This is a genomic window from Ruminococcus sp. AM26-12LB (genome assembly GCF_003480785.1).
In the GTDB taxonomy this organism is placed as follows: domain Bacteria; phylum Bacillota; class Clostridia; order Lachnospirales; family Lachnospiraceae; genus Blautia_A; species Blautia_A fusiformis.
In genome coordinates this window covers 103040-123293 of record NZ_QUJX01000009.1, presented here as the reverse complement: position 1 = coordinate 123293, position 20254 = coordinate 103040, and the positions used below count along the sequence as shown (strand labels likewise).

Genomic DNA, 20254 nt, shown 5'->3' with positions numbered 1-20254 from the left:
AGAATACATGGCAGAAACAACCAACGCCAATGAAACATATCAGCCAATGACTTTCGATGCCATCAAGATCGGACTGGCGTCCCCTGAGAAGATCAGAGAGTGGTCACACGGTGAGGTTTTAAAACCTGAAACGATCAACTACAGAACCTTGAAGCCTGAGAAGGATGGTCTTTTCTGTGAAAGGATTTTCGGACCGAGCAAGGACTGGGAGTGCCACTGTGGAAAGTACAAAAAAATTCGCTATAAAGGCGTTGTCTGCGACAGATGCGGTGTTGAAGTAACCAAATCTGCCGTTCGTAGAGAGCGTATGGGACACATCGAGCTTGCAGCTCCGGTGTCTCATATCTGGTACTTTAAAGGAATTCCGTCCCGTATGGGTCTGATCCTTGATATTTCTCCGAGAACACTGGAGAAAGTGCTTTACTTTGCTAACTATATCGTTCTGGATCCTGCAGATTCCGGACTTATGTACAAACAGGTACTCACCGAGCGTGAGTACCAGGAAGCACGTGAGTCTTACGGAGAAGGATTCCGTGTAGGTATGGGTGCCGAGTCCATCATGGAGCTCCTTCAGGCTATCGATCTTGAAAAAGATTCTGAAGAACTGAAGGCAGAGCTTGTGGATGCAACAGGCCAGAAACGTGCAAGGATCATCAAACGTCTTGAGGTTGTGGAGTCCTTCCGTGAGTCCGGCAACCGTCCTGAGTGGATGATCATGACCGTTATCCCGGTTATCCCGCCGGATCTTCGTCCTATGGTACAGCTGGACGGAGGACGTTTTGCAACATCTGACCTGAATGATCTTTACAGAAGGATCATCAACAGAAACAACCGTCTGAAAAGACTTCTGGAGCTTGGTGCTCCGGATATCATTGTCCGCAATGAGAAGCGTATGCTGCAGGAGGCTGTAGATGCCCTGATCGATAACGGACGCCGCGGACGTCCTGTAACAGGCCCTGGAAACAGAGCTCTGAAATCCCTTTCCGATATGCTGAAGGGTAAATCCGGACGTTTCCGTCAGAACCTTCTCGGTAAACGAGTTGACTATTCCGGACGTTCTGTAATCGTCGTAGGACCTGAACTGAAGATCTATCAGTGTGGTCTTCCGAAGGAGATGGCTATCGAGCTGTTCAAACCTTTCGTTATGAAAGAGCTTGTTGCCAACGGAACTTCCCACAACATCAAAAATGCCAAGAAAATGGTAGAGAAGCTTGAGCCGGCAGTATGGGATGTCCTTGAGGACGTCATTAAGGAGCATCCGGTTATGCTGAACCGTGCACCTACACTGCATCGTCTGGGTATCCAGGCATTCGAGCCGATCCTTGTAGAAGGTAAGGCGATCAAGCTTCATCCGCTTGTTTGTACCGCGTTCAACGCTGACTTCGATGGTGACCAGATGGCTGTACATCTTCCGCTTTCCCAGGAAGCACAGGCAGAGTGCCGTTTCCTTCTGTTATCACCGAACAACCTTCTGAAACCGTCAGATGGTGGTCCTGTAGCCGTTCCTTCACAGGATATGGTCCTTGGTATCTACTACCTGACACAGGAAAGACCTGGAAACAAGGGTGAGGGCAAGTTCTTTAAGAGCGTCAACGAGGCAATTCTTGCATATGAGAACAAGGTCATCACACTCCAGACAAAGATCATTGTCCATTGTCATAAGACAATGCCGGACGGAACTGTTTTAAGCGGCAATGTTCAGTCCACACTGGGACGTTTCCTGTTCAACGAGATCCTTCCGCAGGACCTTGGATTTGTGGACAGAAGCGTACCTGGAAACGAACTGCTTCTTGAGGTTGATTTCCTTGTAGGTAAGAAACAGCTGAAGCAGATCCTTGAAAAGGTTATCAATACTCACGGTGCAACAAAGACAGCCGAGGTACTTGACTCCGTTAAGTCTATGGGTTACAAATACTCCACACGTGCAGCCATGACCGTATCCATTTCCGATATGACCGTGCCGCCGCAGAAGCCGGAGATGATCAAGCAGGCTCAGGATACTGTTGACCGTATCACAAAGAACTACAAACGTGGTCTTATCACAGAGGAAGAGCGTTACAAAGAGGTTGTTGATACCTGGAAGAAGACCGATGATGAGCTTACAAAGGCACTTCTTACAGGTCTTGATAAGTACAACAACATCTTCATGATGGCTGACTCCGGAGCCCGTGGTTCCGATAAGCAGATCAAACAGCTTGCCGGAATGCGAGGACTGATGGCTGATACAACCGGTCATACCATCGAGCTCCCGATCAAGTCGAACTTCCGTGAAGGTCTTGACGTACTGGAGTACTTCATGTCCGCTCATGGAGCTCGTAAAGGTCTTTCTGATACCGCTCTTCGTACAGCCGATTCCGGATACCTGACAAGACGACTTGTTGACGTATCCCAGGATCTGATCGTTCGTGAGGCGGACTGCTGTGAGAACAGAGCAGAGATCTCCGGTATGGTCGTTCGTGGATTCATGGACGGAAAAGAAGAGATCGAGAGCCTTCAGGAGCGTATCACAGGACGTTTCTCCTGTGAGACAGTTAAGAATAAAGACGGAGAAATCCTTGTTAAAGCAAACCACATGATCACACCGAAGCGTGCAGCCCGTATCATGAAAGAGGGCGTAAGCAACCAGACAGGCGGACCGATCGACAAACTGAAGATCCGTACCATCCTTTCCTGTAAGTGCAAGGTTGGTGTCTGCGCAAAATGTTATGGTGCGAACATGGCTACCGGTGAGCCGGTACAGGTTGGTGAGTCTGTTGGTATCATCGCAGCACAGTCTATCGGTGAGCCAGGTACACAGCTGACCATGCGTACTTTCCATACCGGTGGTGTTGCCGGTGGAGATATCACACAGGGTCTTCCTCGTGTCGAGGAGCTTTTTGAGGCAAGAAAGCCGAAAGGTCTTGCGATCATCACAGAGATCCCAGGTGTTGCCACGATCAACGACACTAAGAAGAAACGTGAGATCATCGTAAACGATCCGGAGACAGGCGATTCCAAGACTTACCTGATCCCATACGGTTCTCGTATCAAAGTCCTTGATGGACAGGTTCTTGAGGCCGGCGATGAGCTGACAGAAGGTAGTGTAAATCCGCATGATATCCTGAGAATCAAGGGTGTGCGTGCAGTTCAGGATTACATGATCCGTGAGGTTCAGCGTGTATATCGTCTGCAGGGTGTTGAGATCAACGATAAGCATATCGAGGTTATCGTTCATCAGATGCTGAAGAAGATCCGTATCGAGGATAACGGAGATACAGAGTTCCTGCCAGGAACACTTGTTGATGTCCTTGATGTTGAGGAAGTTAACGAGAAACTTGAGGCAGAGGGCAAACAGCCGGCAGAGGGAAAACAGGTTATGCTTGGTATTACCAAAGCATCCCTTGCTACAAACTCCTTCCTGTCAGCAGCATCCTTCCAGGAAACAACAAAAGTCCTGACAGAGGCTGCTATCAAAGGTAAGATCGATCCGCTGATCGGTCTGAAAGAGAACGTTATCATCGGTAAGCTGATTCCTGCAGGTACAGGTATGAAGCGTTACAGTGAGATCAGTCTTGACACAGGAATGCCGGAGGTAAAAACAGCTTCCGAGGAGCCTGAGGATACAGAGGAAATTTCCGTAGAGGAAGAGAAGACTGAGACTGCTCCGGAGGAAGAGACCATTGCTGTTGAAGAGACAGCAGAGGAAACTGCACCGGTAGAAGAATAAGTCGATATACCTTGCTAATATAAATAAATCTCCCCCCGGAAATCCGGAGGGAGATTTCTGTTTATAAGCAGGGATTTTCTGAGAGAGGAGGGATTGCGATGGACAAGGAACTGCCAATTTCCCCGTGGCCGGAATGGAAGATCGTAAGCAAGATCGGGGAAGGCTCTTTTGGAAGAGTGTATAAAGCTCAGAGAACTGAGAAGGGACGTTCTTTTTACTCGGCAATTAAGATAATCACAATCCCCGCCAGTAAAGGGGAGCTGGACAGTGTGCGCTCAGAATCCGGTGATGAAAAATCTGTCCGCGGTTATTTTGAAAATCTGGTGGAGGAGTGCATTCAGGAAGTAAGCACCATGGAGTATTTCCGGGGAAATTCCCATATTGTATCTGTAGAGGATTACAAGGTGATGGAATATCTGGACGAGATCGGATGGGATATTTTTATCCGCATGGAATATCTCACAAGCTTCATGGAATATTATGCGGGAAAAAATCTCACAGAAAAAGAAGTGATGAAGCTGGGTATCGATCTTTGCAGATCACTGGAATACTGTGGGCAGCTTCACATCATCCACAGGGATATCAAACCTGAGAATATTTTTGTATCCAGGTTCGGGGATTTCAAGCTGGGGGACTTTGGAATCGCCAGAGAACTGGAAAAAACCATGAGTACCCTTTCCAAAAAGGGAACCTATTCCTATATGGCGCCGGAGATGTACAGGGGAGAACAGTACGACAGCAGAGTGGACATTTATGCACTTGGCCTGGTGTTATATAAACTGATGAATCATAACAGGCTTCCGTTTCTGAATCTTGAAAAACAGCTGATCACATACAGAGATAAGGAAAACGCACTCACGAGGAGGATGTCAGGCGAAACACCGCCACCACCTGTGGATGCAGGAGAGGCTTTCGGCTCCGTTATCTTAAAAGCCTGTGCTTATGATGCAAAAGAACGATATCAGACTCCTGAGAAGTTTCGGGAAGCACTGGAAGAAATCAGGTATGGAGCGGCAAACAGAGAACAGGGAGTTCATGAGAAACCGAAACCAGTGGAGGAAAGACCTGTTCCGGAGTCCATGCCGAAGTTTCTTCAGGAGGGTGCAGCCAGACAGCTGGCAAGAACGAGTCAGCTGAATACGGATGCGATCCGTCAGGCACGTAAAAATCCTGTGCCGGTATTCATACAGCCGGAGAAACCGACAGCCAGAGAAATAGCAAAAAATGCAGCCCGGAATACGCCAAAGGCTCAGAGCACAATACAGAAGCCTCAGAAATCTGCATCCGGAAAAACAGCATCCGAAAAGGATAGCCTGTCCGGTTATCCGTCAGGACGTTCCCGTCAGTCAGATCCCGGTATAAGAAAAACCGGAGCTGTAAAGCCCAGAGTTACTTCTATCACAGATCTGGAAGACGACCGTGACCAGAATCTCCAGGAGTGGGAAGAATCCGTACCAGAGAATGACGGAAATGACGATGACAGAAGGAAACGGAAAGGTATTTTCAGAATGCTTATAACAGCCGGGATCCTTGTTGTGTTGATCGGCGGGATCCTTGCGGTACGAACGATACGGAAACCTGCGGATAACGGGGAACCTTCGTATACAGATTCCGATGATTCTGATGCTCTGAACAAAGGAAATTTCGGTACTGCAGACAATTCGGATAAAAGTTTCGCACAGGCAATGGAAACGATACGTGACCATGCGACAACCATAGAAAATGCTCTGGACAGCTATAGACGTGAAGGTACAGAGGGGGATCGCCTGCGCTTTTATAATGGATCAGGAGAGATCGCCAAAGTACTTGTATATCCCGGCAGTTCCGCAGATGGCGTTTATGAGGAATATTTTTACTGGGGCGAGCAGATGTTTTATACTTATGTATGGGACGGAGATGAGAAGCAGTATTTTTATTATCAGGACGGCCTTCTGATCCGATGGATCGATGCAGATGGTAAGGTTCATGATAAAGAGAGCGATAACGACAAATATGTAGAACTGGGAGACAAATACTGGAGTAATTCTGTAGTGGAGCTTCAGCAGTAATGTCGAAGGGTTTTTACGAAAGGAAAAAGAATGGCCTATCAGATTGATTATGCGTATACATGTCACACCGGAAAGGTGAGGACAAATAATGAGGATAATTTCTGGTGCTGCGGAGTGCGCCTGCCGGTGCACAACCAGGGGGTTGACGGAATCCTGGCAGGTCATACACAGCACTGGCAGCTTCCAATGCTGGCTGTTTTTGACGGCATGGGCGGAGAAAGCTGCGGTGAAATGGCAGCTTCTGCGGCTGTGGAAGCGCTGGGAGGCTTCTATGAAGAAAACAAAAAGACCCTGAAAAAAGAGCCTGTGGTTTTTCTGACAGGAGCCTGCGAAAATATGAATGAGGCAGTATGTCGCTACAGCAATGAAAACCGTATCAGAAGCATGGGAACAACCATGGCACTTTTGTCTTTCAGCGAAAAGGCAATCTATGCCTGCAACCTTGGGGATAGTCGTATCTACCGTCATTTTCAGGGGAAGTTCCAGCAGATTTCCACGGACCATGTGATCGGCGGAAAAATGCTGGGAAAAGCTCCGCTGACGCAGTATCTGGGCTTTCAGGAAGAAAACATGGCACTGGAGCCTTCTATCGTGGAGATCGGTTATCAGCCGGGAAGCTCGTATCTGATCTGTTCAGATGGAGTGACAGACATGCTTTCTGATGAGGAGCTTCAGAAGATCCTTGACGGGACAGAAACCGCAGAAGAAAAAGTAGGTAAGATCCTGGAACAGGCATTGGAAAGAGGCGGCAGAGATAATGTGACACTGGTCCTTGCACAGATCAGCGGCTATGAAGAAAAAAATATTCTCAAACGCTGGGCAGAGCGCCACAGTACCGGACGGTAATAAACCCGGGGAGTAAGAAAAGGGATAAGGAGAAAATTTGCGATGAGAAATCGAATGCAGGATCTTGATTTTGAACAGACAGTTGCCTTCGATTCAGTGAAGGACTTTGAATTTACAAGAAAGGCGGCACAGAAGTTCCGCCAGGTTGTCAGTCTGGATTCCTTTGAGGATGAGGATGCAGATGTTATTTTTCATTATCTTTACAAGGAGATGGAACTGGTTTCCTTTGGTGACTATCTGAAACGATATGTGTATGAGCGTGCAGAGCTTGAGGAGCCTTTTTCCCAGGTGCCGCAGGAAGTCTACAGAGAGATCGTTGTGGAATCCTTCAAGGAAACCTACACACCGAAATCCATGTCACCTACATCAGCCAAGCTGAGTTCTCTGGTGAATAATTGGCTGACTCAGGCATCTGTGAAGCGTGAAACAGTTTTTCTGCTGGGGTTCGGACTTCGGATGAGTACAGAGGATGTTTCAGATTTTCTGACCCGGGTGCTTCGTGAGCAGGATTTTGATTTTCATAATCCGGAAGAAGTGATCTACTGGTATTGTTACCGGAATCATCTTGGCTATTATAAAGCGGAGGAATATAAAGAAACCTACAAACAGATGACTCCGGTGGAAAAAAAGACCGGAGAGATCGTGTATGGCACAGGGCTTTGTCTGGACAGTGAAGAAAAGCTTCTGGAATATCTGGCTTTTCTGAAAGGAAGACATGATGATCTGAAATCAGAGAAGAGCCAGGCTTTTCAGGAATTTATGATCCTTCTGGAGCGGGCAAGGAAGATCATTGCAGCCATGTATCAGGAAGATGAGGAAGAAAACGGTGGCAAAAAGATCTGGAAGCCTGAGAATATCAGTGCTTCGGATCTGGAAAAGGTTATCTGCAGCGGGATCCCTATTAATAAAATGGGAAATCTCAAAAAGATGTCCGCATCCATTCTGGCAAAGCATTTCAGCCAGAAGCGCTTCAGCCGCCAGAGGATCAACAATATCCTGAACCATAAATTTCCGGTGGAGCGGTTTGATCTGATCACGCTGGAGTTTTTTGTGATCTCTCAGGAGATGGCAGAGGATGATCCGTATACGAGATATCGCCATTTCCTGGAGGAGATCCAGGAGATCCTGGCCCGCTGCGAAATGAGTGAGATCTACATAGTGAATCCATATGAGTGCTTTCTTCTGATGTGCCTGCTGACAGACTGTCCGCTGGCAGTATTTTCCGAGATTTGGGAAAAATCCTATGAAGAGGGAGAAGAAAAGAACTGAAAAAAGGATGATGCGTTTCGGTGACGCATCATCCTTTTTTTGTCCGATCCGGTAAGTCTGTTATTTTGCTTTTCCGGTTTTTACCGCACTTGCAGGTCCGGTTTTTACCTTCCTGTTTACTGTGCGGTATGGAACCAGTCTGTAGCTATATGTAACATTTTTTGCTGTCTTAAATGTATAGCTGGTATTTTTGTAAGAAATAGTTTTTACTTTTTTGAAGGAACCATTTTCTTTTTTCTGATAGATGACATAGCCGGTTGCTCCGGAAATCTTTTTCCAGGAAAGTGTCTGTTTTCCTTTGAGGGTTTTAAGCTTTGTGGACGGACGGAGCAGATTCGGTTTCACAGTCACTGCTTTGGAAGCTGGACTGTAGATATAACCGGAGGATGTTTTTTTGCTTGCACGGATCACGTAAGAATATTTATTTCCGATAGTGATCTTTGTGTCTTTGTATGAAGTAGTATTTGCGTTTAAAGTTTTGATCTTTGTGTATTTTCCGGAATTTGTTTTTCTGTAGAGAATATAGTTCCGGGCATTGCTTATACGGTTCCAGCGGAGCGTACAGCTGTTCCAGGAGGCAGAGGCCTTAATTGACGGTGCAGTTAATTTCGTGATCACAGGAGCCGGAGTGCCAGATGGCATTGGAGCCGGGGTAGTGGATGGCTTCGGAGCTGGAGTGCCAGATGGCATTGGAGCCGGGGGAGTGGATGGCTTCGGAACTGGAGTGGCAGTAGGCTTCGGAGTTGGAGTAGCAGTAGGCTTCGGTTTTGGAGTGGCAGTAGGCTTCGGAGTCGGGGTAGCAGTAGGCTTCGGCGTTGGAGTAGCAGTAGGCTTCGGCGTTGGAGTGGCAGTAGGCTTCGGAGTCGGGGTAGCAGTAGGCTTCGGCGTTGGGGTAGCAGTAGGCTTCGGCGTTGGAGTGGCAGTAGGCTTCGGAGTTGGGGTAGCAGTGGGTTTCGGAGTTGGAGTGCTCGTTGGTGCCGGAGCAGATATTTTAAAGGTCAGGGACTGACTTGAAAAATAATTGTTGATTCCTGTAACCGTTACGGAGCCAGTGCCGGTTTTGGCGTTATCTTTCCAGGTAAGGATATAATCCGTGCCTTCCTGAAGCGTGTCCGAGCCGTATTTTACAGTAGGCTTCGGAGTTACTGCATTGCCGTTGAAGATCTGTTCCGGAATATCCGAAAGATCGCAAAGCTTTACAGATGTCATATGCCTTGAACCGGAATAATTCTGCTTATAGGAAAGTGAAAAATCCAGGATCTCATTGCTGGAGGAATAGTATACAGAAGTAATGCGAAAATCATCAGAGGTCAGTTGTGTGCCATTATAGGTGATGACCAGGTTATTTCGCAGATAAGAGGTTACACTTTCACTTTTGCAGTTTGGATCTGCCAGTTGGATGGTCTCACCGGAGAGCTTCAGTGGATTGATGGTGAAGTATTTGGAAAAACCGCTTCTGTAAATGCCGATACCGGTTATATGGACACGAGGTCTGTTGGTTCTGGAACTTGCCATGGTGTTATCATAATAAGAAAGGGTATAATCAACATCTTTCTTTAAAGTAACACCATTTAATGTGACCGTTGGCTCCGGCTTGAATTCTTTGCCAGGAGCATATTCATAATCCGGGATATCACCAATCTCAGCTTCCGTGATCGGGGTAAGGTCGATGTAGAAATATTTATTATTTTCACCGGTGAAATTTCCCTTACCGGAAACAGTAACATAAGCGTTTCCCTGCTGGGCATTGTTATGCCAGGAGAGTGTATAATCTACATTTTCTGTCAGGGTTATACCATTCCAGGTGACAGTGGGCTTCGGAGTTAGTGGAGTTCCGGTATACAGATAGGAGGACTGGGAAAAATCAATCTCTGCCTGAGAGAGATTGATCTGCCAGATACCGAAATTATTCGTCAGAGTTCCGGAATAAAGGCCAAGACCTGTGATCGTGAAAGTTCCCACACCGCTGTTCTGATTGTGGGAGAAAGAAATCGTATAATCTTTTCCCTCAGTCAGCGTACGACCATGGAATTTTAGTTCAGGAGAAAAAGTAATGGGACTTCCGGTATAGTTCCAGGAACTTGTATAGCGCAGAGAAGTCTCTCTGGAATTTTCCAGATCATAGTATGCATTGAGATCTGCAGACAGTGTTTTGTCCGGGCAGGATTTCAGTGTGGCAGAAACCGTAGTGGTTCCTCTGCTTTTCAGTCGGATAACACCGCTCTGATCCACAGTGGCAATGGAAGGATCTCCGGTTGACCATGTGAAAGAAGCTGGGTCAAGGCTGGAACTCATATAGCTGAATCCATTACAGGTTATATAGATAGCCAGTGTTTTCTGTTCTTCTGTGAATGTGATCGGAGAAGCTTCGTTGAAATGGATATTTATCAGCTTTGGAAGCACGGAAATAACAGGTGACACAGTCTGATTGGCAGGCTGTGTGCAGGCTTCTGTTGCGTGAGAAGAAAAGCACTGGATCCAGTAGAGATGACCGTTCTGTGAGTAGCAGCCGATTCCGGCAGAAACATTTTTGGAATTCATGATGTTCGTGTAATGTCCGGAAGATTCGATCCATGATTCCATAACTTCTTCAGGAGTTCCCTGGTTGATCGCAAGATTTTCACTTGGATCCTCAAAATAAGGAAAGGCTGAAAAACAGATGGAACCATTGGGACGGGTATGACTGGCGCAAACGGTCAGTTCTTCTGCTCTGGTCATGGCGCATTCCAGAAGGTTCTTATCCATAGTGACAGGATTCCGGTTCTTTTTGGCACGTTCCTGATTTACCAGATCAAGGACCTGGTAAGCATAATCATAGCGGCGGATACCCTGACTGAGTTTCAGCTGGACAGCAGTCTGGTCAGAGGCAGCCTGCACACGGACAATGTTGCCCGGCGCCAGCAGAAGAAGCAGAAGCAGTAGCGCAGGCCATAATAAGTATCTTGTTTTTTTCTCTTTTGTCTGGTTCATGATGTTTTCCTTCCCAATATAAAATGAAGATAGTTTCTTTTGTTATTCGTTGTAGTATCCATAGATCGCACGGCTGTCCTGTGCGATGGTGTTCTGTGCAGCAGAGGTATCGTTAAGATCCTGTGACATAAAGCAGACTACCAGGTCGATCCCCTTTGCAGTGTCATAGATGATGCCGACATCGTTTTCTACGTGATCCAGTTCACCGGTTTTGTTGGCAACCTTTACCTCGGAAGGCATCTGAGCCGGGATCTTGTTTTTCCTGGTCTGCATTTTCAGAAGACGATACATATATTCGGCTCCTGCCAGAGTATCGTTGTTATCGGTAGCAGTACCCTTGTCGATCTGATAGATGGTCTTCAGAAATTTTCCACAATCCTTTGCGGAAGTGTAGTTATCCTCATTGGAATTATCTGCAAGAAGAAGACGTCCCATGGAAGTGCTGGTGTATCCGTGATCCTGACAGAATTTATTCACACGGGCCATTCCGGCTGCGTCATCCCCGCCGCCAAGATAATTGACAAGTGTATTGGCAGCATCATTGTCGCTGACTGTGATCATGGAGTTCAGTGCATTGTCCAGCTGATCCTTGCTGTATTTGGAGGAAAGACTGTCATAATCTTCATATACGGCACCCATGATATAGAGCTTGATCAGGCTGGCAGCCTGCATCTGCTGATCGTTGATGGTACCTTCGGTATTTTTTGCAAGATTGCATACATATACGGACCAGGTTCCGTTATCGGTAGGAAGAAGAGACTGTACCTGGTTCAGAAGGTTGTCCATGCTGGAATCCGAATTGTCTGTGAAAGTGCTTCCGCTGGATGGAGAAAGAGTTCCTTCTTCCTGAGTGGAAGAAGAACTGTCCTTGCTGCCAGAAGCTTCGGAAGAATCGGAGGCTGCAGATGTATCTGTGGATTCTTCCTGTGCGGAAGGACCCTGGACCTCAGCTGAAGATGCTGCGGCAGCAGCGCTGGAAACGGTAGGATCATCAGGATAAAGAGCATCCAGCTGATCGGCTTTGCTGCTGAGCTCAGCGGCAGAATCAGAAACCTCCTGCACACTTTTCTGCAGCTTGTTAACTTTTGTCTGGAGAGATGCAAGCTTGTCCAGGGAGCGGACATTCAGTGCCCCAAGTCCTGCCAGTGCGATGACAAGCACTGCGATCACAATATACAGAAATGTATTTTTTTTCATATATAAACAAACTCCTTTTTATTATTGGAAATAAGCATCGATTCCATTGGCGATCCCTTCTGCCATAGTCTGTTGGAAGGAGGAATCCGCCATTTTCAGATCATCGCTCTGGTTGGTCATAAATCCCATTTCCACAATCGTCACCGGGATCGTGCTCCAGTTAATACCTGTCATGGAATCTGTGTAGATGATCCCGCGGTTCTGGAAGCCGGTAGCTGCGCAGTAGGAATCCACAATGCATTTGGATAGTTTGTTGGAACTGTCATAGAGACTGGAAACATAAGGATTCTGCTGGGATGGACACATGGTCAGAGCACCGGAGACATCTGCAGAATCATCTCCGTTTGCATGGATACGGACACAGATCTCCGCACCCTGGGAAGCGACCAGCTCTGCACGCTCCTTGTTGCTGATAGCGGTATCATTGTCTGTTCTTGTCATTACTACCTGGTATCCACGTTGTTCCAGGATATCCTTAAGCAGAAGAGAAACATCCAGGTTCAGCTGATACTCCGGGAGACCGCTGAAGGAACCTCTGGTTCCGGTGGAAGCCTTGGCCTTCATGGTGGAGGAACCGGGGCCGTTCGGCTCTGTGGCACTCATATCAACATTTTCGCCCTGATGTCCGGGATCGATCCCGACGATATGGCCGTTGTTGGAAGCAGAAGAGGTATCATTACCGCCATCGGTGAATCCCTCACCACCGGCTTCATTGAAAACAGAGGGTTTGGTCGTTTTCTGACTGTTTTCAGCTTCCGGTGCCCGTTCATGTTCACCGGTGTTGTTTTTGACAGCTTTTTCTGTCTGTGCCCGCTGCTGCAGGTATTTGTCGGTTGCCTGTTTCTTTTCGATCTTAGCTGTATAAAGTTCGATATCCTCTTTCATGGATTTCTGCTTTTTCTGGACCGGTTTGATCACAGAGGCCATTTTCTGGTCAACGGCATCGATCTTCCGGTAGGTTTTATAGCTGAGTCCAAAAAGTAATCCAATACAGATAAGACCCGTTAAAAACAGGACGATCGCCATCAGATGGGGCTTTTTTTCCATAAGCTCAAGTCCTTTCTGGGTGAGTATTTTGTATTTGTAAATATTATAAAGAAGGAGTCTGGAAAAAGCAATTGCGAAATTGTGCTTGACAACAGGAAAAAGTGTGGTACTATATATGTAAAATAATTATATATAAAAATTTTATATATAAAATAATTATATAAAGAGGTGTGCCTATGTATTATTATCCGGTGTCTGCAGTGCTGACGGAATGCCTGATCCTTTCTGTTGTAGAGCAGCAGGATTCTTACGGATATGAGATCAGCCAGACAGTGAAGATGGTAGCTTCTATCAAGGAATCCACATTGTATCCGATCCTTCGCAGACTGGAGACGGATGGTTATCTGACAACTTATTCAGAGGAATTTCAGGGACGGAAACGTAAATATTATTCCATCACAGAAGACGGACGGAAGCAGCTGGAATATTTGAGGAAAGAGTGGAGAGAATACCGCGATACTATAGACGATATTGTGGAAGGGAGACTTCGAAAATGACAAGAAAAGAGTATATGGAGCAGCTGAAGAAATATCTGAAGCGGCTTCCAAAAGAAGATTATGACAATGCCATTGAGTATTTTTCGGAATACTTCGATGAGGCTGGACCTGAGAATGAACAGCAGGTTATGGAAGAACTGGGACAGCCTAAAGAGGCGGCAAGGGAACTGCTTCTGAACCTTTTACAGGAGAGTGTTGGTGACAGTAAAGACATCACCGAGAAAAAAACAGCAGCTTTGCCGGCAGCAGGTTCATATTACGGAGAGAGCTCCCATGCACATAGCCGGACAGATTCAGGAAACCTGAGTACAACAGGGTACAGTACATCCGCAGGAAAGAAGCGTTCCCCCGGAAAGATCATTCTTCTCGCATTTCTGGTGATCTGTGCATCGCCGGTGAGCATTGCGCTGCTGTTTGCAGGCCTTGCAGTACTGGCAGCAGTGGTGATTGTCATCGCAGCAGTGATCTTTTCCATGGCAGTTACAGGTGTATCAGCAATTGCCGGAGGTATCGTGCTCACAGGTTTCGGCGTGACATTGATCGTAAGATCTCTGGCAGCAGCCTGCATGATGGTCGGCAGTGGATTTCTGATGGCAGGTGCGGGAATCCTCGTTGGAGTACTTACCATATATATATGTAAATGGTGTGCAATGGGAATCGGCCGTCTGGTTAACAGACTTGCAAGAAAGAAGGTGCATAAAAATGAATAAGATTGCAAAAACAGTGCTAATGACAGGTACAGCACTCTGTGTAACGGGAGTTGTTCTTTCCACAGCAGGATATTTTGCAGGGGGAAAAGATTTCACATATACTTCAGATCATATGTATGTATCCGGAGGAAATTCTTCCAGTCGTAAAAATCTTACAGTAATGAAAAAAGAACAGATTGATGATTTTACGAAGCTGAATGTGGATTTTGAGGATTTTGATCTGGATATCCGTACCTCAGATGATGACCATTATTATATGGAATATAAGCTTGAGAAAAACGGGAGGAAAAATCCTCTGACCTGGAAGGATAAGGATGGAGAGCTCACGCTTGAGGAGCCTGCAGGCGGCAGTGGAAGTTATTATATAACCTATGATCTGGGGATATTCTCTACACATGCGGATCTGACAGAAAAGAAAGATGCATTGAATACGGTGGTTCTTTATATTCCGGAGAAGGCACAGCTTTCCGAAGCGGAGCTTCAGCTTTCCGACGGGGATCTTGCTGCCGATCAGCTTTTGTGTAAAGAAATGACCCTGGAACTTCTCAGTGGAGATCTGATGCTGGATAAGGGCGAGTTCGAAAAGTTTGATGCAAAGCTTTCCGACGGGGATCTGAATGTAAAAGAACTTCAGTGTACAGATAACATGCAGCTGAAATCCGGAAACGGAGATGTGACCATAAAAAAGGCAGAGCTTGCAGATGGGCAGATAGCTCTCAGCGACGGAGATATTCAGATAGACAACAGCAGCTTTAATGGAGATATGAAGATCAATAGCTCCTGCGGTGATGTTTCTGTAGAAATGAAGAACGGCAGTGCAGAGAAAACCAATATTTATCTGAAAGCTGCAGACGGAGATGTGGACACGGAGGGGCTTTCCAGGGGAAAAACCGACAATGAGGAAGACCCCTCTGTTTATGAGAACAAGGCCGGTGCTTCAGCACCGACTTTAAATGTGGAATGCAGCGATGGGGATATTACATTAACAGAATCTGAAAAATAAAGAATATGAATATCCGTCTGGCTATGCATCTGCTTGTAAAAATCCTAAAAAAGAATAAATGAAATTATATGAAGCGCAGGGGTTTTTCCGGAGAAAAATTCCTGCGTTTTTTGGCTGAAATGTATTGACAAATCCCTGTACTATGATATAATTCAATCAAATCACAGAAAGCATATATAGTTACTAGGAAATAAGGAAATGGACATAAAGGAAATAAGGAGGATATCATCATGGGTAAAATTTACGGAAGCGCACTGGAACTGATCGGAAACACACCGCTTGTAGAGGTTAAGAACGTAGAGAAGTCTGAGGGACTTGAGGCTACAGTACTTGCCAAGCTTGAGTATTTTAACCCGGCAGGAAGCGTTAAGGACAGAATCGGTAAGGCAATGATCGAGGATGCAGAGCAGAAAGGCGTTCTGAAACCAGGCGCAACCATTATTGAGCCAACATCCGGCAATACAGGAATCGGACTTGCAGCCATCGCAGCTGCCAAGGGCTATAAGACGATCCTCACCATGCCGGAGACCATGAGTGTTGAGAGAAGAAACATCCTGAAGGCATATGGTGCAGAGGTAGTTCTCACAGACGGAGCCAAGGGAATGAAGGGTGCCATTGCCAAGGCAGAAGAGCTCGCCAAGGAGATTCCGGGAAGCTTCATCCCGGGACAGTTTGAGAACCCGGCTAACCCGAAGGCACATGCAGCAACAACAGGTCCTGAGATCTGGAATGACACAGACGGAAAGGTAGACATTTTCGTAGCAGGTGTCGGCACAGGCGGAACGATCACCGGTACAGGTGAGTACCTGAAGAGCCAGAACCCGAATGTGAAGGTAGTTGCTGTTGAGCCTGCAACTTCTCCTGTACTTTCTGAGGGAAAAGCAGGCCCGCATAAGATCCAGGGTATCGGCGCAGGTTTTGTTCCGGACACACTTGACACCAAGGTTTATGACGAGATCATTCCGGTAGAGAACGAGGATGCATTTGAAACATCCAAACTCCTTACCAAGAAAGAGGGAATCCTTACAGGAATTTCCTCCGGTGCAGCTCTCTATGCTGCGATCCAGCTTGCAAAACGCCCTGAGAACAAGGGGAAAGTGATTGTAGCACTTCTTCCGGACAGTGGAGACCGTTACTACTCCACACCACTGTTTACAAAATAATCGATCCGAAGACCGCTTCTTTTGCCCCGAAGCGTGATTCTGCGGGATTATTTACGGCGCTCCTGAATGCCTGTTCAAGCAGGCTGCCGGAGCGCCGGTTTTATTCTTGATTTCATCGAATTAAGTAAGCCCTCTGTGGGGCTGTGGTTACTGTTCACTGGTAAGGTCCCGCGAAAAGCAATAAGCAGTGTGTGGGGACTTGCTTGTATCTTGTAGCTTTTTCAGGTATAATAGAGAAAACAAACAAAACCTATTAACAATATAAAGAATAAAGTCTGCAAAGCAGATTCTGCTTCCTATGAAAGAAGATACAGGAAGCTGCCTGTGCATCACAGAGAAGGGTGCCGGTTATGGAATACAGAGGAATATTTCCGGCTGAACAGCTACACAATAACAGAAAGAGCAAAAGGCTATAAATCAGAAGAATACTGAAATATTGGAGGTAAATATTACATGAGGATTTCTACAAGAGGAAGATATGCGCTGAGACTGATGTTGGATCTTGCTACAAATTATACAGGAAAACCGATCCGCCTGAAGGATGTGGCGAAGCGCCAGGAGATCTCCGATAAATATCTGGAGCAGATCATCTCCATTCTGAACAAAGCAGGCTTTGTCCGCAGTGTCCGTGGCCCTCAGGGTGGCTATGCACTGCAGCAGACTCCGGATAAATACACGGTCGGAATGATCCTCCGCCTCACAGAAGGAAGCCTTTCCCCTGTGGAATGTCTGGACGACAACGGAGCCATCTGTGACCGTGAGGAGAACTGCGTCACCCAGATCCTCTGGAAAAAGCTGGACGACGCCATCAAAGGTGTGGTAGATCATATAACACTGGAAGACCTGATGAACTGGCAAGCCGTGAAGGCGGACGAATATATCATATAAAAAAAGCTGCGCAAGCAGCTTTTTTTATATCACATTTTTTTACTAACATTTTACAAAACCGCGATTTTATATTTTACCTTCCATTCCTATAATAACACCTGTATTTAAGCAGTAAGCAAGTAAAAATGATCATAGAAATGAGGAGAAAAAAATCATGAAAAAAAGAATCGCAGGTATCTTAACAGCAGCACTTATCGGAACTACAGTAATGGGAACCGTTGTAATGGCAGCACCATCCGGAGCGATCGACGTAATTTCCCGTGAGGACGGATCCGGAACACGTGGAGCATTCGTAGAGCTGTTTGGGATCGAAGAAGAAAAAGACGGCGAGAAAGTAGATATGACAACACAGGAAGCAAGCATCACAAACAACACAGATGTAATGCTTACCACAGTAGCAGGCGATGAGAACTCTATCGGATACGTATCCCTTGGTTCCCTCAACGATACAGTAAAAGCAGTAAAGATCGACGGAGCAGAGGCAACAGCAGAGAACGTTGCAGATGATACATACAAGGTAGCACGTCCGTTCAACATCGTAACAGGCGACAAGCTCAGTGATGCAGCACAGGATTTCATCAACTACATCATGAGCTCTGACGGACAGGACATCATCGAAAAAGAAGGCTACATCAAAGTAGATGAAAAAGCAGAGGCATACAAAGCCGGAGATGCAAAAGGCAAAGTCGTAGTTATGGGATCTTCTTCCGTAGGACCTGTAATGGAGAAGCTTGCAGAGGCATATCAGAAAACAAACAAAAACATCACAGTAGAAGTTCAGGTCAGCGACTCCACAACAGGAATCAATAGCGCAACAGAGGGTGTATGTGATATCGGAATGGCATCCCGTGAGCTGAAGGACGAGGAAACAGAGAAAGGTGTTAAAGCTACAGAGATCGCAAAAGATGGTATCGCAGTCATCGTAAATAACGACAATGACCTTGAGGAGCTTTCAAGTGACCAGGTAAAATCCATCTTCACAGGTGATATCACAGACTGGGAAGACGTGACCAAATAAATTCCCGGATAAAAAACGATTGAAGTATCTTACAAAGAGCGGCGATCATGACAAGGTCAGGAAAGCCGCTCCGTTATATATCAGCACAGTGGATATCCACTGGAACAGAGAGAAAGGTGTCTTATGAATCATTTAGGAGAAAAGGCCATGAAGGTCGTTTTTCTCATTGCGGCCTGTGCATCGGTTCTCGCAGTATTTCTTATTTGTGTGTTCCTTTTTGCAAACGGCCTTCCTGCAATGGGAAAGATCGGTCCCTTAAAATTCCTCTTCGGAACAGAATGGAGACCAACAAACGATAAATTCGGAATCCTGCCAATGATCGTGGCAAGTATTTATGTAACTGCAGGAGCAATCCTTATCGGAGTTCCGATCGCACTTTTTACATCCGTATTTATGGCAAGATATTGCCCGAAAAAAATCTATAAACCACTGAAATCCGGTATTGAGCTTATGGCAGGCGTTCCATCCATCGTATATGGCTATTTTGGTCTGGTTCTCCTGGTACCGCTGATCCGCCAGCTGTTCGGAGGAACCGGAAGCAGTATGCTGGCAGCATGTATCCTTCTGGGAATCATGATCCTTCCGACGATCATCGGAGTTACGGAATCGGCAGTACGAAGCGTTCCGGAAAGCTACTATGAAGGCTCACTTGCGCTTGGCGCAACAAAAGAAAGAAGCATTTTCTTTGTTATGCTTCCGGCAGCAAAATCCGGAATCCTGGCAGGCGTTGTCCTTGGAATCGGACGTGCCATCGGTGAGACCATGGCCGTGATCATGGTAGCCGGAAACCAGCCACGTATGCCGAAGGGACTTCTTCAGGGTGTCCGTACCATGACTGCAAACATCGTAACAGAGATGGGATATGCATCAGGACTTCACAGAGAAGCACTGATCGCAACAGGAGTTGTACTCTTTGTATTTATCCTGATCATCAACTTAAGTCTTTCACTGCTGAACAGGAGGGCGGAGTATGCAAACTAACGTATCAGTAACTGCAGATCCTGCGGCAGAAACAACCATGAAAAAAAGAAATACACTTACCATAGGAGACCAGCTGAAGTCTTATGCAAGACATCCTGGTGCAGGAATCCTGGCATTTCTCACACTGCTGGGAGCAGTGATCACGTTTGCACTGCTGTTCTTCCTGATCGGCTATGTGCTTGTAAAAGGTATTCCCTATCTGAATGCAAGTCTGTTCAGCCTTACCTATACCTCAGAGAACGTTTCCCTTCTCCCGTCACTGATCAATACCCTGATCATGACACTGGTATCTCTGGCGATTGCCGCTCCGGTAGGAATCTTTGCAGCGATCTTCCTTGTGGAATATGCAAAAAAAGGCAGCCGTTTTGTAAAGCTGATCCGTATTACCGCAGAGACACTTTCCGGTATTCCATCCATCGTATATGGTCTGTTCGGTATGCTGTTCTTTGTAACTGCATTGCACTGGGGCATGTCTCTTCTTTCCGGTGCCCTGACCATGGTGATCATGGTACTTCCCCTGATCATGCGTACCGCTGAGGAAGCACTGAAATCTGTTCCGGATTCTTACCGTGAGGCAAGCTTCGGACTTGGAGCAGGCAAGCTCCGTACTATTTTTACGATTGTACTTCCCTCCGCAGTTCCTGGAATCCTGGCAGGTGTGATCCTGGCCATCGGACGTGTGGTAGGTGAGACTGCAGCACTTCTTTATACCTCCGGTACTGTTGCGGCAGTTCCAAACAGCCTGATGGGTTCCGGACGTACCCTGGCACTTCACATGTATGTGCTTTCCAGTGAGGGACTTCATGTAAACCAGGCATCTGCAACAGCAGTAGTCATTCTGGCATTTGTACTTGTTATCAACGGACTGTCCGGTCTGGTAGCCAGAAAAATTGCGAAAGGATAATGATCGA

General features: G+C 46.6%; 15 protein-coding genes. 12 read left to right on the top strand and 3 right to left on the bottom strand.

The window, feature by feature from the left end:
• Window positions 1-7: 7 nt before the first annotated feature.
• The 4 genes from rpoC (at window position 8) to DW694_RS08480 (ending at window position 7869) form a co-directional block, all read left to right on the top strand.
• On the top strand, window positions 8-3706 hold the full coding sequence (gene rpoC / locus DW694_RS08495; protein ID WP_015526299.1) for a DNA-directed RNA polymerase subunit beta': 3699 nt from the start codon (window positions 8-10) through the stop codon (window positions 3704-3706).
• 98 nt (window positions 3707-3804) lie between these two features.
• Window positions 3805-5754 (top strand): serine/threonine-protein kinase, encoded by a 1950-nt coding sequence (locus DW694_RS08490; RefSeq protein WP_118752856.1) that lies wholly within the window; start codon window positions 3805-3807, stop codon window positions 5752-5754.
• 30 nt (window positions 5755-5784) lie between these two features.
• Window positions 5785-6600 carry a protein phosphatase 2C domain-containing protein gene (locus tag DW694_RS08485; RefSeq protein WP_118752855.1) on the top strand — a complete coding sequence of 272 codons (816 nt, stop codon included), beginning with the start codon at window positions 5785-5787 and terminating at the stop codon, window positions 6598-6600.
• Window positions 6601-6642: 42 nt separating this feature from the next.
• The gene (locus tag DW694_RS08480; RefSeq protein WP_118752854.1) at window positions 6643-7869 is read left to right on the top strand and encodes a hypothetical protein; all 1227 of its coding nucleotides are present in this window, start codon (window positions 6643-6645) and stop codon (window positions 7867-7869) included.
• Between the two features lie 60 nt (window positions 7870-7929).
• Here DW694_RS08480 and DW694_RS08475 read toward each other — a convergent pair whose 3' ends face one another.
• Genes DW694_RS08475 through DW694_RS08465 form a run of 3 tightly spaced genes read right to left on the bottom strand, consistent with a single transcriptional unit; the run spans window position 7930 to window position 13083 of the window.
• A complete protein-coding gene (locus DW694_RS08475) occupies window positions 7930-10839 on the bottom strand; it encodes a CAP domain-containing protein (protein WP_118752853.1) in 2910 nt (969 codons plus the stop codon).
• 42 nt (window positions 10840-10881) lie between these two features.
• A complete protein-coding gene (locus tag DW694_RS08470; protein ID WP_118752852.1) occupies window positions 10882-12036 on the bottom strand; it encodes a serine hydrolase in 1155 nt (384 codons plus the stop codon).
• Between the two features lie 21 nt (window positions 12037-12057).
• A complete protein-coding gene (locus tag DW694_RS08465) occupies window positions 12058-13083 on the bottom strand; it encodes an N-acetylmuramoyl-L-alanine amidase (protein WP_243164942.1) in 1026 nt (341 codons plus the stop codon).
• A 176-nt stretch (window positions 13084-13259) separates the two neighbouring features.
• On the opposite strand from DW694_RS08465, the gene DW694_RS08460 reads away from it, so the two are divergent.
• From DW694_RS08460 to pstA, 8 genes are all read left to right on the top strand, one after another.
• On the top strand, window positions 13260-13580 hold the full coding sequence (locus DW694_RS08460; RefSeq protein ID WP_015526294.1) for a PadR family transcriptional regulator: 321 nt from the start codon (window positions 13260-13262) through the stop codon (window positions 13578-13580).
• Window positions 13577-14290 carry a DUF1700 domain-containing protein gene (locus tag DW694_RS08455; RefSeq protein ID WP_118752851.1) on the top strand — a complete coding sequence of 238 codons (714 nt, stop codon included), beginning with the start codon at window positions 13577-13579 and terminating at the stop codon, window positions 14288-14290. The genes DW694_RS08460 and DW694_RS08455 overlap by 4 nt, the downstream gene beginning before the upstream one ends.
• On the top strand, window positions 14283-15293 hold the full coding sequence (locus tag DW694_RS08450) for a DUF4097 family beta strand repeat-containing protein (protein WP_118752850.1): 1011 nt from the start codon (window positions 14283-14285) through the stop codon (window positions 15291-15293). The genes DW694_RS08455 and DW694_RS08450 overlap by 8 nt, the downstream gene beginning before the upstream one ends.
• A gap of 230 nt (window positions 15294-15523) precedes the next feature.
• Complete coding sequence (cysK, locus tag DW694_RS08445; RefSeq protein WP_015526291.1) at window positions 15524-16456, top strand: cysteine synthase A; 933 nt, start codon at window positions 15524-15526, stop codon at window positions 16454-16456.
• A gap of 453 nt (window positions 16457-16909) precedes the next feature.
• A complete protein-coding gene (locus DW694_RS08440; RefSeq protein WP_044962087.1) occupies window positions 16910-17344 on the top strand; it encodes an RrF2 family transcriptional regulator in 435 nt (144 codons plus the stop codon).
• A 154-nt stretch (window positions 17345-17498) separates the two neighbouring features.
• Entirely contained in the window at window positions 17499-18362 is an 864-nt protein-coding gene (locus DW694_RS08435) for a substrate-binding domain-containing protein (RefSeq protein WP_021652475.1), read from the top strand.
• Window positions 18363-18485: 123 nt separating this feature from the next.
• A complete protein-coding gene (pstC, locus tag DW694_RS08430) occupies window positions 18486-19343 on the top strand; it encodes a phosphate ABC transporter permease subunit PstC (protein ID WP_021652474.1) in 858 nt (285 codons plus the stop codon).
• Between the two features lie 37 nt (window positions 19344-19380).
• Window positions 19381-20247: a phosphate ABC transporter permease PstA gene (gene pstA, locus DW694_RS08425; protein WP_059086969.1), complete on the top strand. Its 867-nt coding sequence runs from the start codon at window positions 19381-19383 to the stop codon at window positions 20245-20247.
• The last annotated feature ends 7 nt before the right edge of the window (window positions 20248-20254 follow it).

Excerpts from the sequence above, each read along its gene's own strand:
- rpoC (WP_015526299.1), top strand. The coding sequence starts at position 8 with ATGGCAGAAACAACCAACGCCAATGAAACATATCAGCCAATGACTTTC.
- DW694_RS08490 (WP_118752856.1), top strand. The coding sequence starts at position 3,805 with ATGGACAAGGAACTGCCAATTTCCCCGTGGCCGGAATGGAAGATCGTA.
- DW694_RS08485 (WP_118752855.1), top strand. The coding sequence starts at position 5,785 with ATGGCCTATCAGATTGATTATGCGTATACATGTCACACCGGAAAGGTG.
- DW694_RS08480 (WP_118752854.1), top strand. The coding sequence starts at position 6,643 with ATGAGAAATCGAATGCAGGATCTTGATTTTGAACAGACAGTTGCCTTC.
- DW694_RS08475 (WP_118752853.1), bottom strand. The coding sequence starts at position 10,839 with ATGAACCAGACAAAAGAGAAAAAAACAAGATACTTATTATGGCCTGCG.
- DW694_RS08470 (WP_118752852.1), bottom strand. The coding sequence starts at position 12,036 with ATGAAAAAAAATACATTTCTGTATATTGTGATCGCAGTGCTTGTCATC.
- DW694_RS08465 (WP_243164942.1), bottom strand. The coding sequence starts at position 13,083 with ATGGAAAAAAAGCCCCATCTGATGGCGATCGTCCTGTTTTTAACGGGT.
- DW694_RS08460 (WP_015526294.1), top strand. The coding sequence starts at position 13,260 with ATGTATTATTATCCGGTGTCTGCAGTGCTGACGGAATGCCTGATCCTT.
- DW694_RS08455 (WP_118752851.1), top strand. The coding sequence starts at position 13,577 with ATGACAAGAAAAGAGTATATGGAGCAGCTGAAGAAATATCTGAAGCGG.
- DW694_RS08450 (WP_118752850.1), top strand. The coding sequence starts at position 14,283 with ATGAATAAGATTGCAAAAACAGTGCTAATGACAGGTACAGCACTCTGT.
- cysK (WP_015526291.1), top strand. The coding sequence starts at position 15,524 with ATGGGTAAAATTTACGGAAGCGCACTGGAACTGATCGGAAACACACCG.
- DW694_RS08440 (WP_044962087.1), top strand. The coding sequence starts at position 16,910 with ATGAGGATTTCTACAAGAGGAAGATATGCGCTGAGACTGATGTTGGAT.
- DW694_RS08435 (WP_021652475.1), top strand. The coding sequence starts at position 17,499 with ATGAAAAAAAGAATCGCAGGTATCTTAACAGCAGCACTTATCGGAACT.
- pstC (WP_021652474.1), top strand. The coding sequence starts at position 18,486 with ATGAATCATTTAGGAGAAAAGGCCATGAAGGTCGTTTTTCTCATTGCG.
- pstA (WP_059086969.1), top strand. The coding sequence starts at position 19,381 with ATGAAAAAAAGAAATACACTTACCATAGGAGACCAGCTGAAGTCTTAT.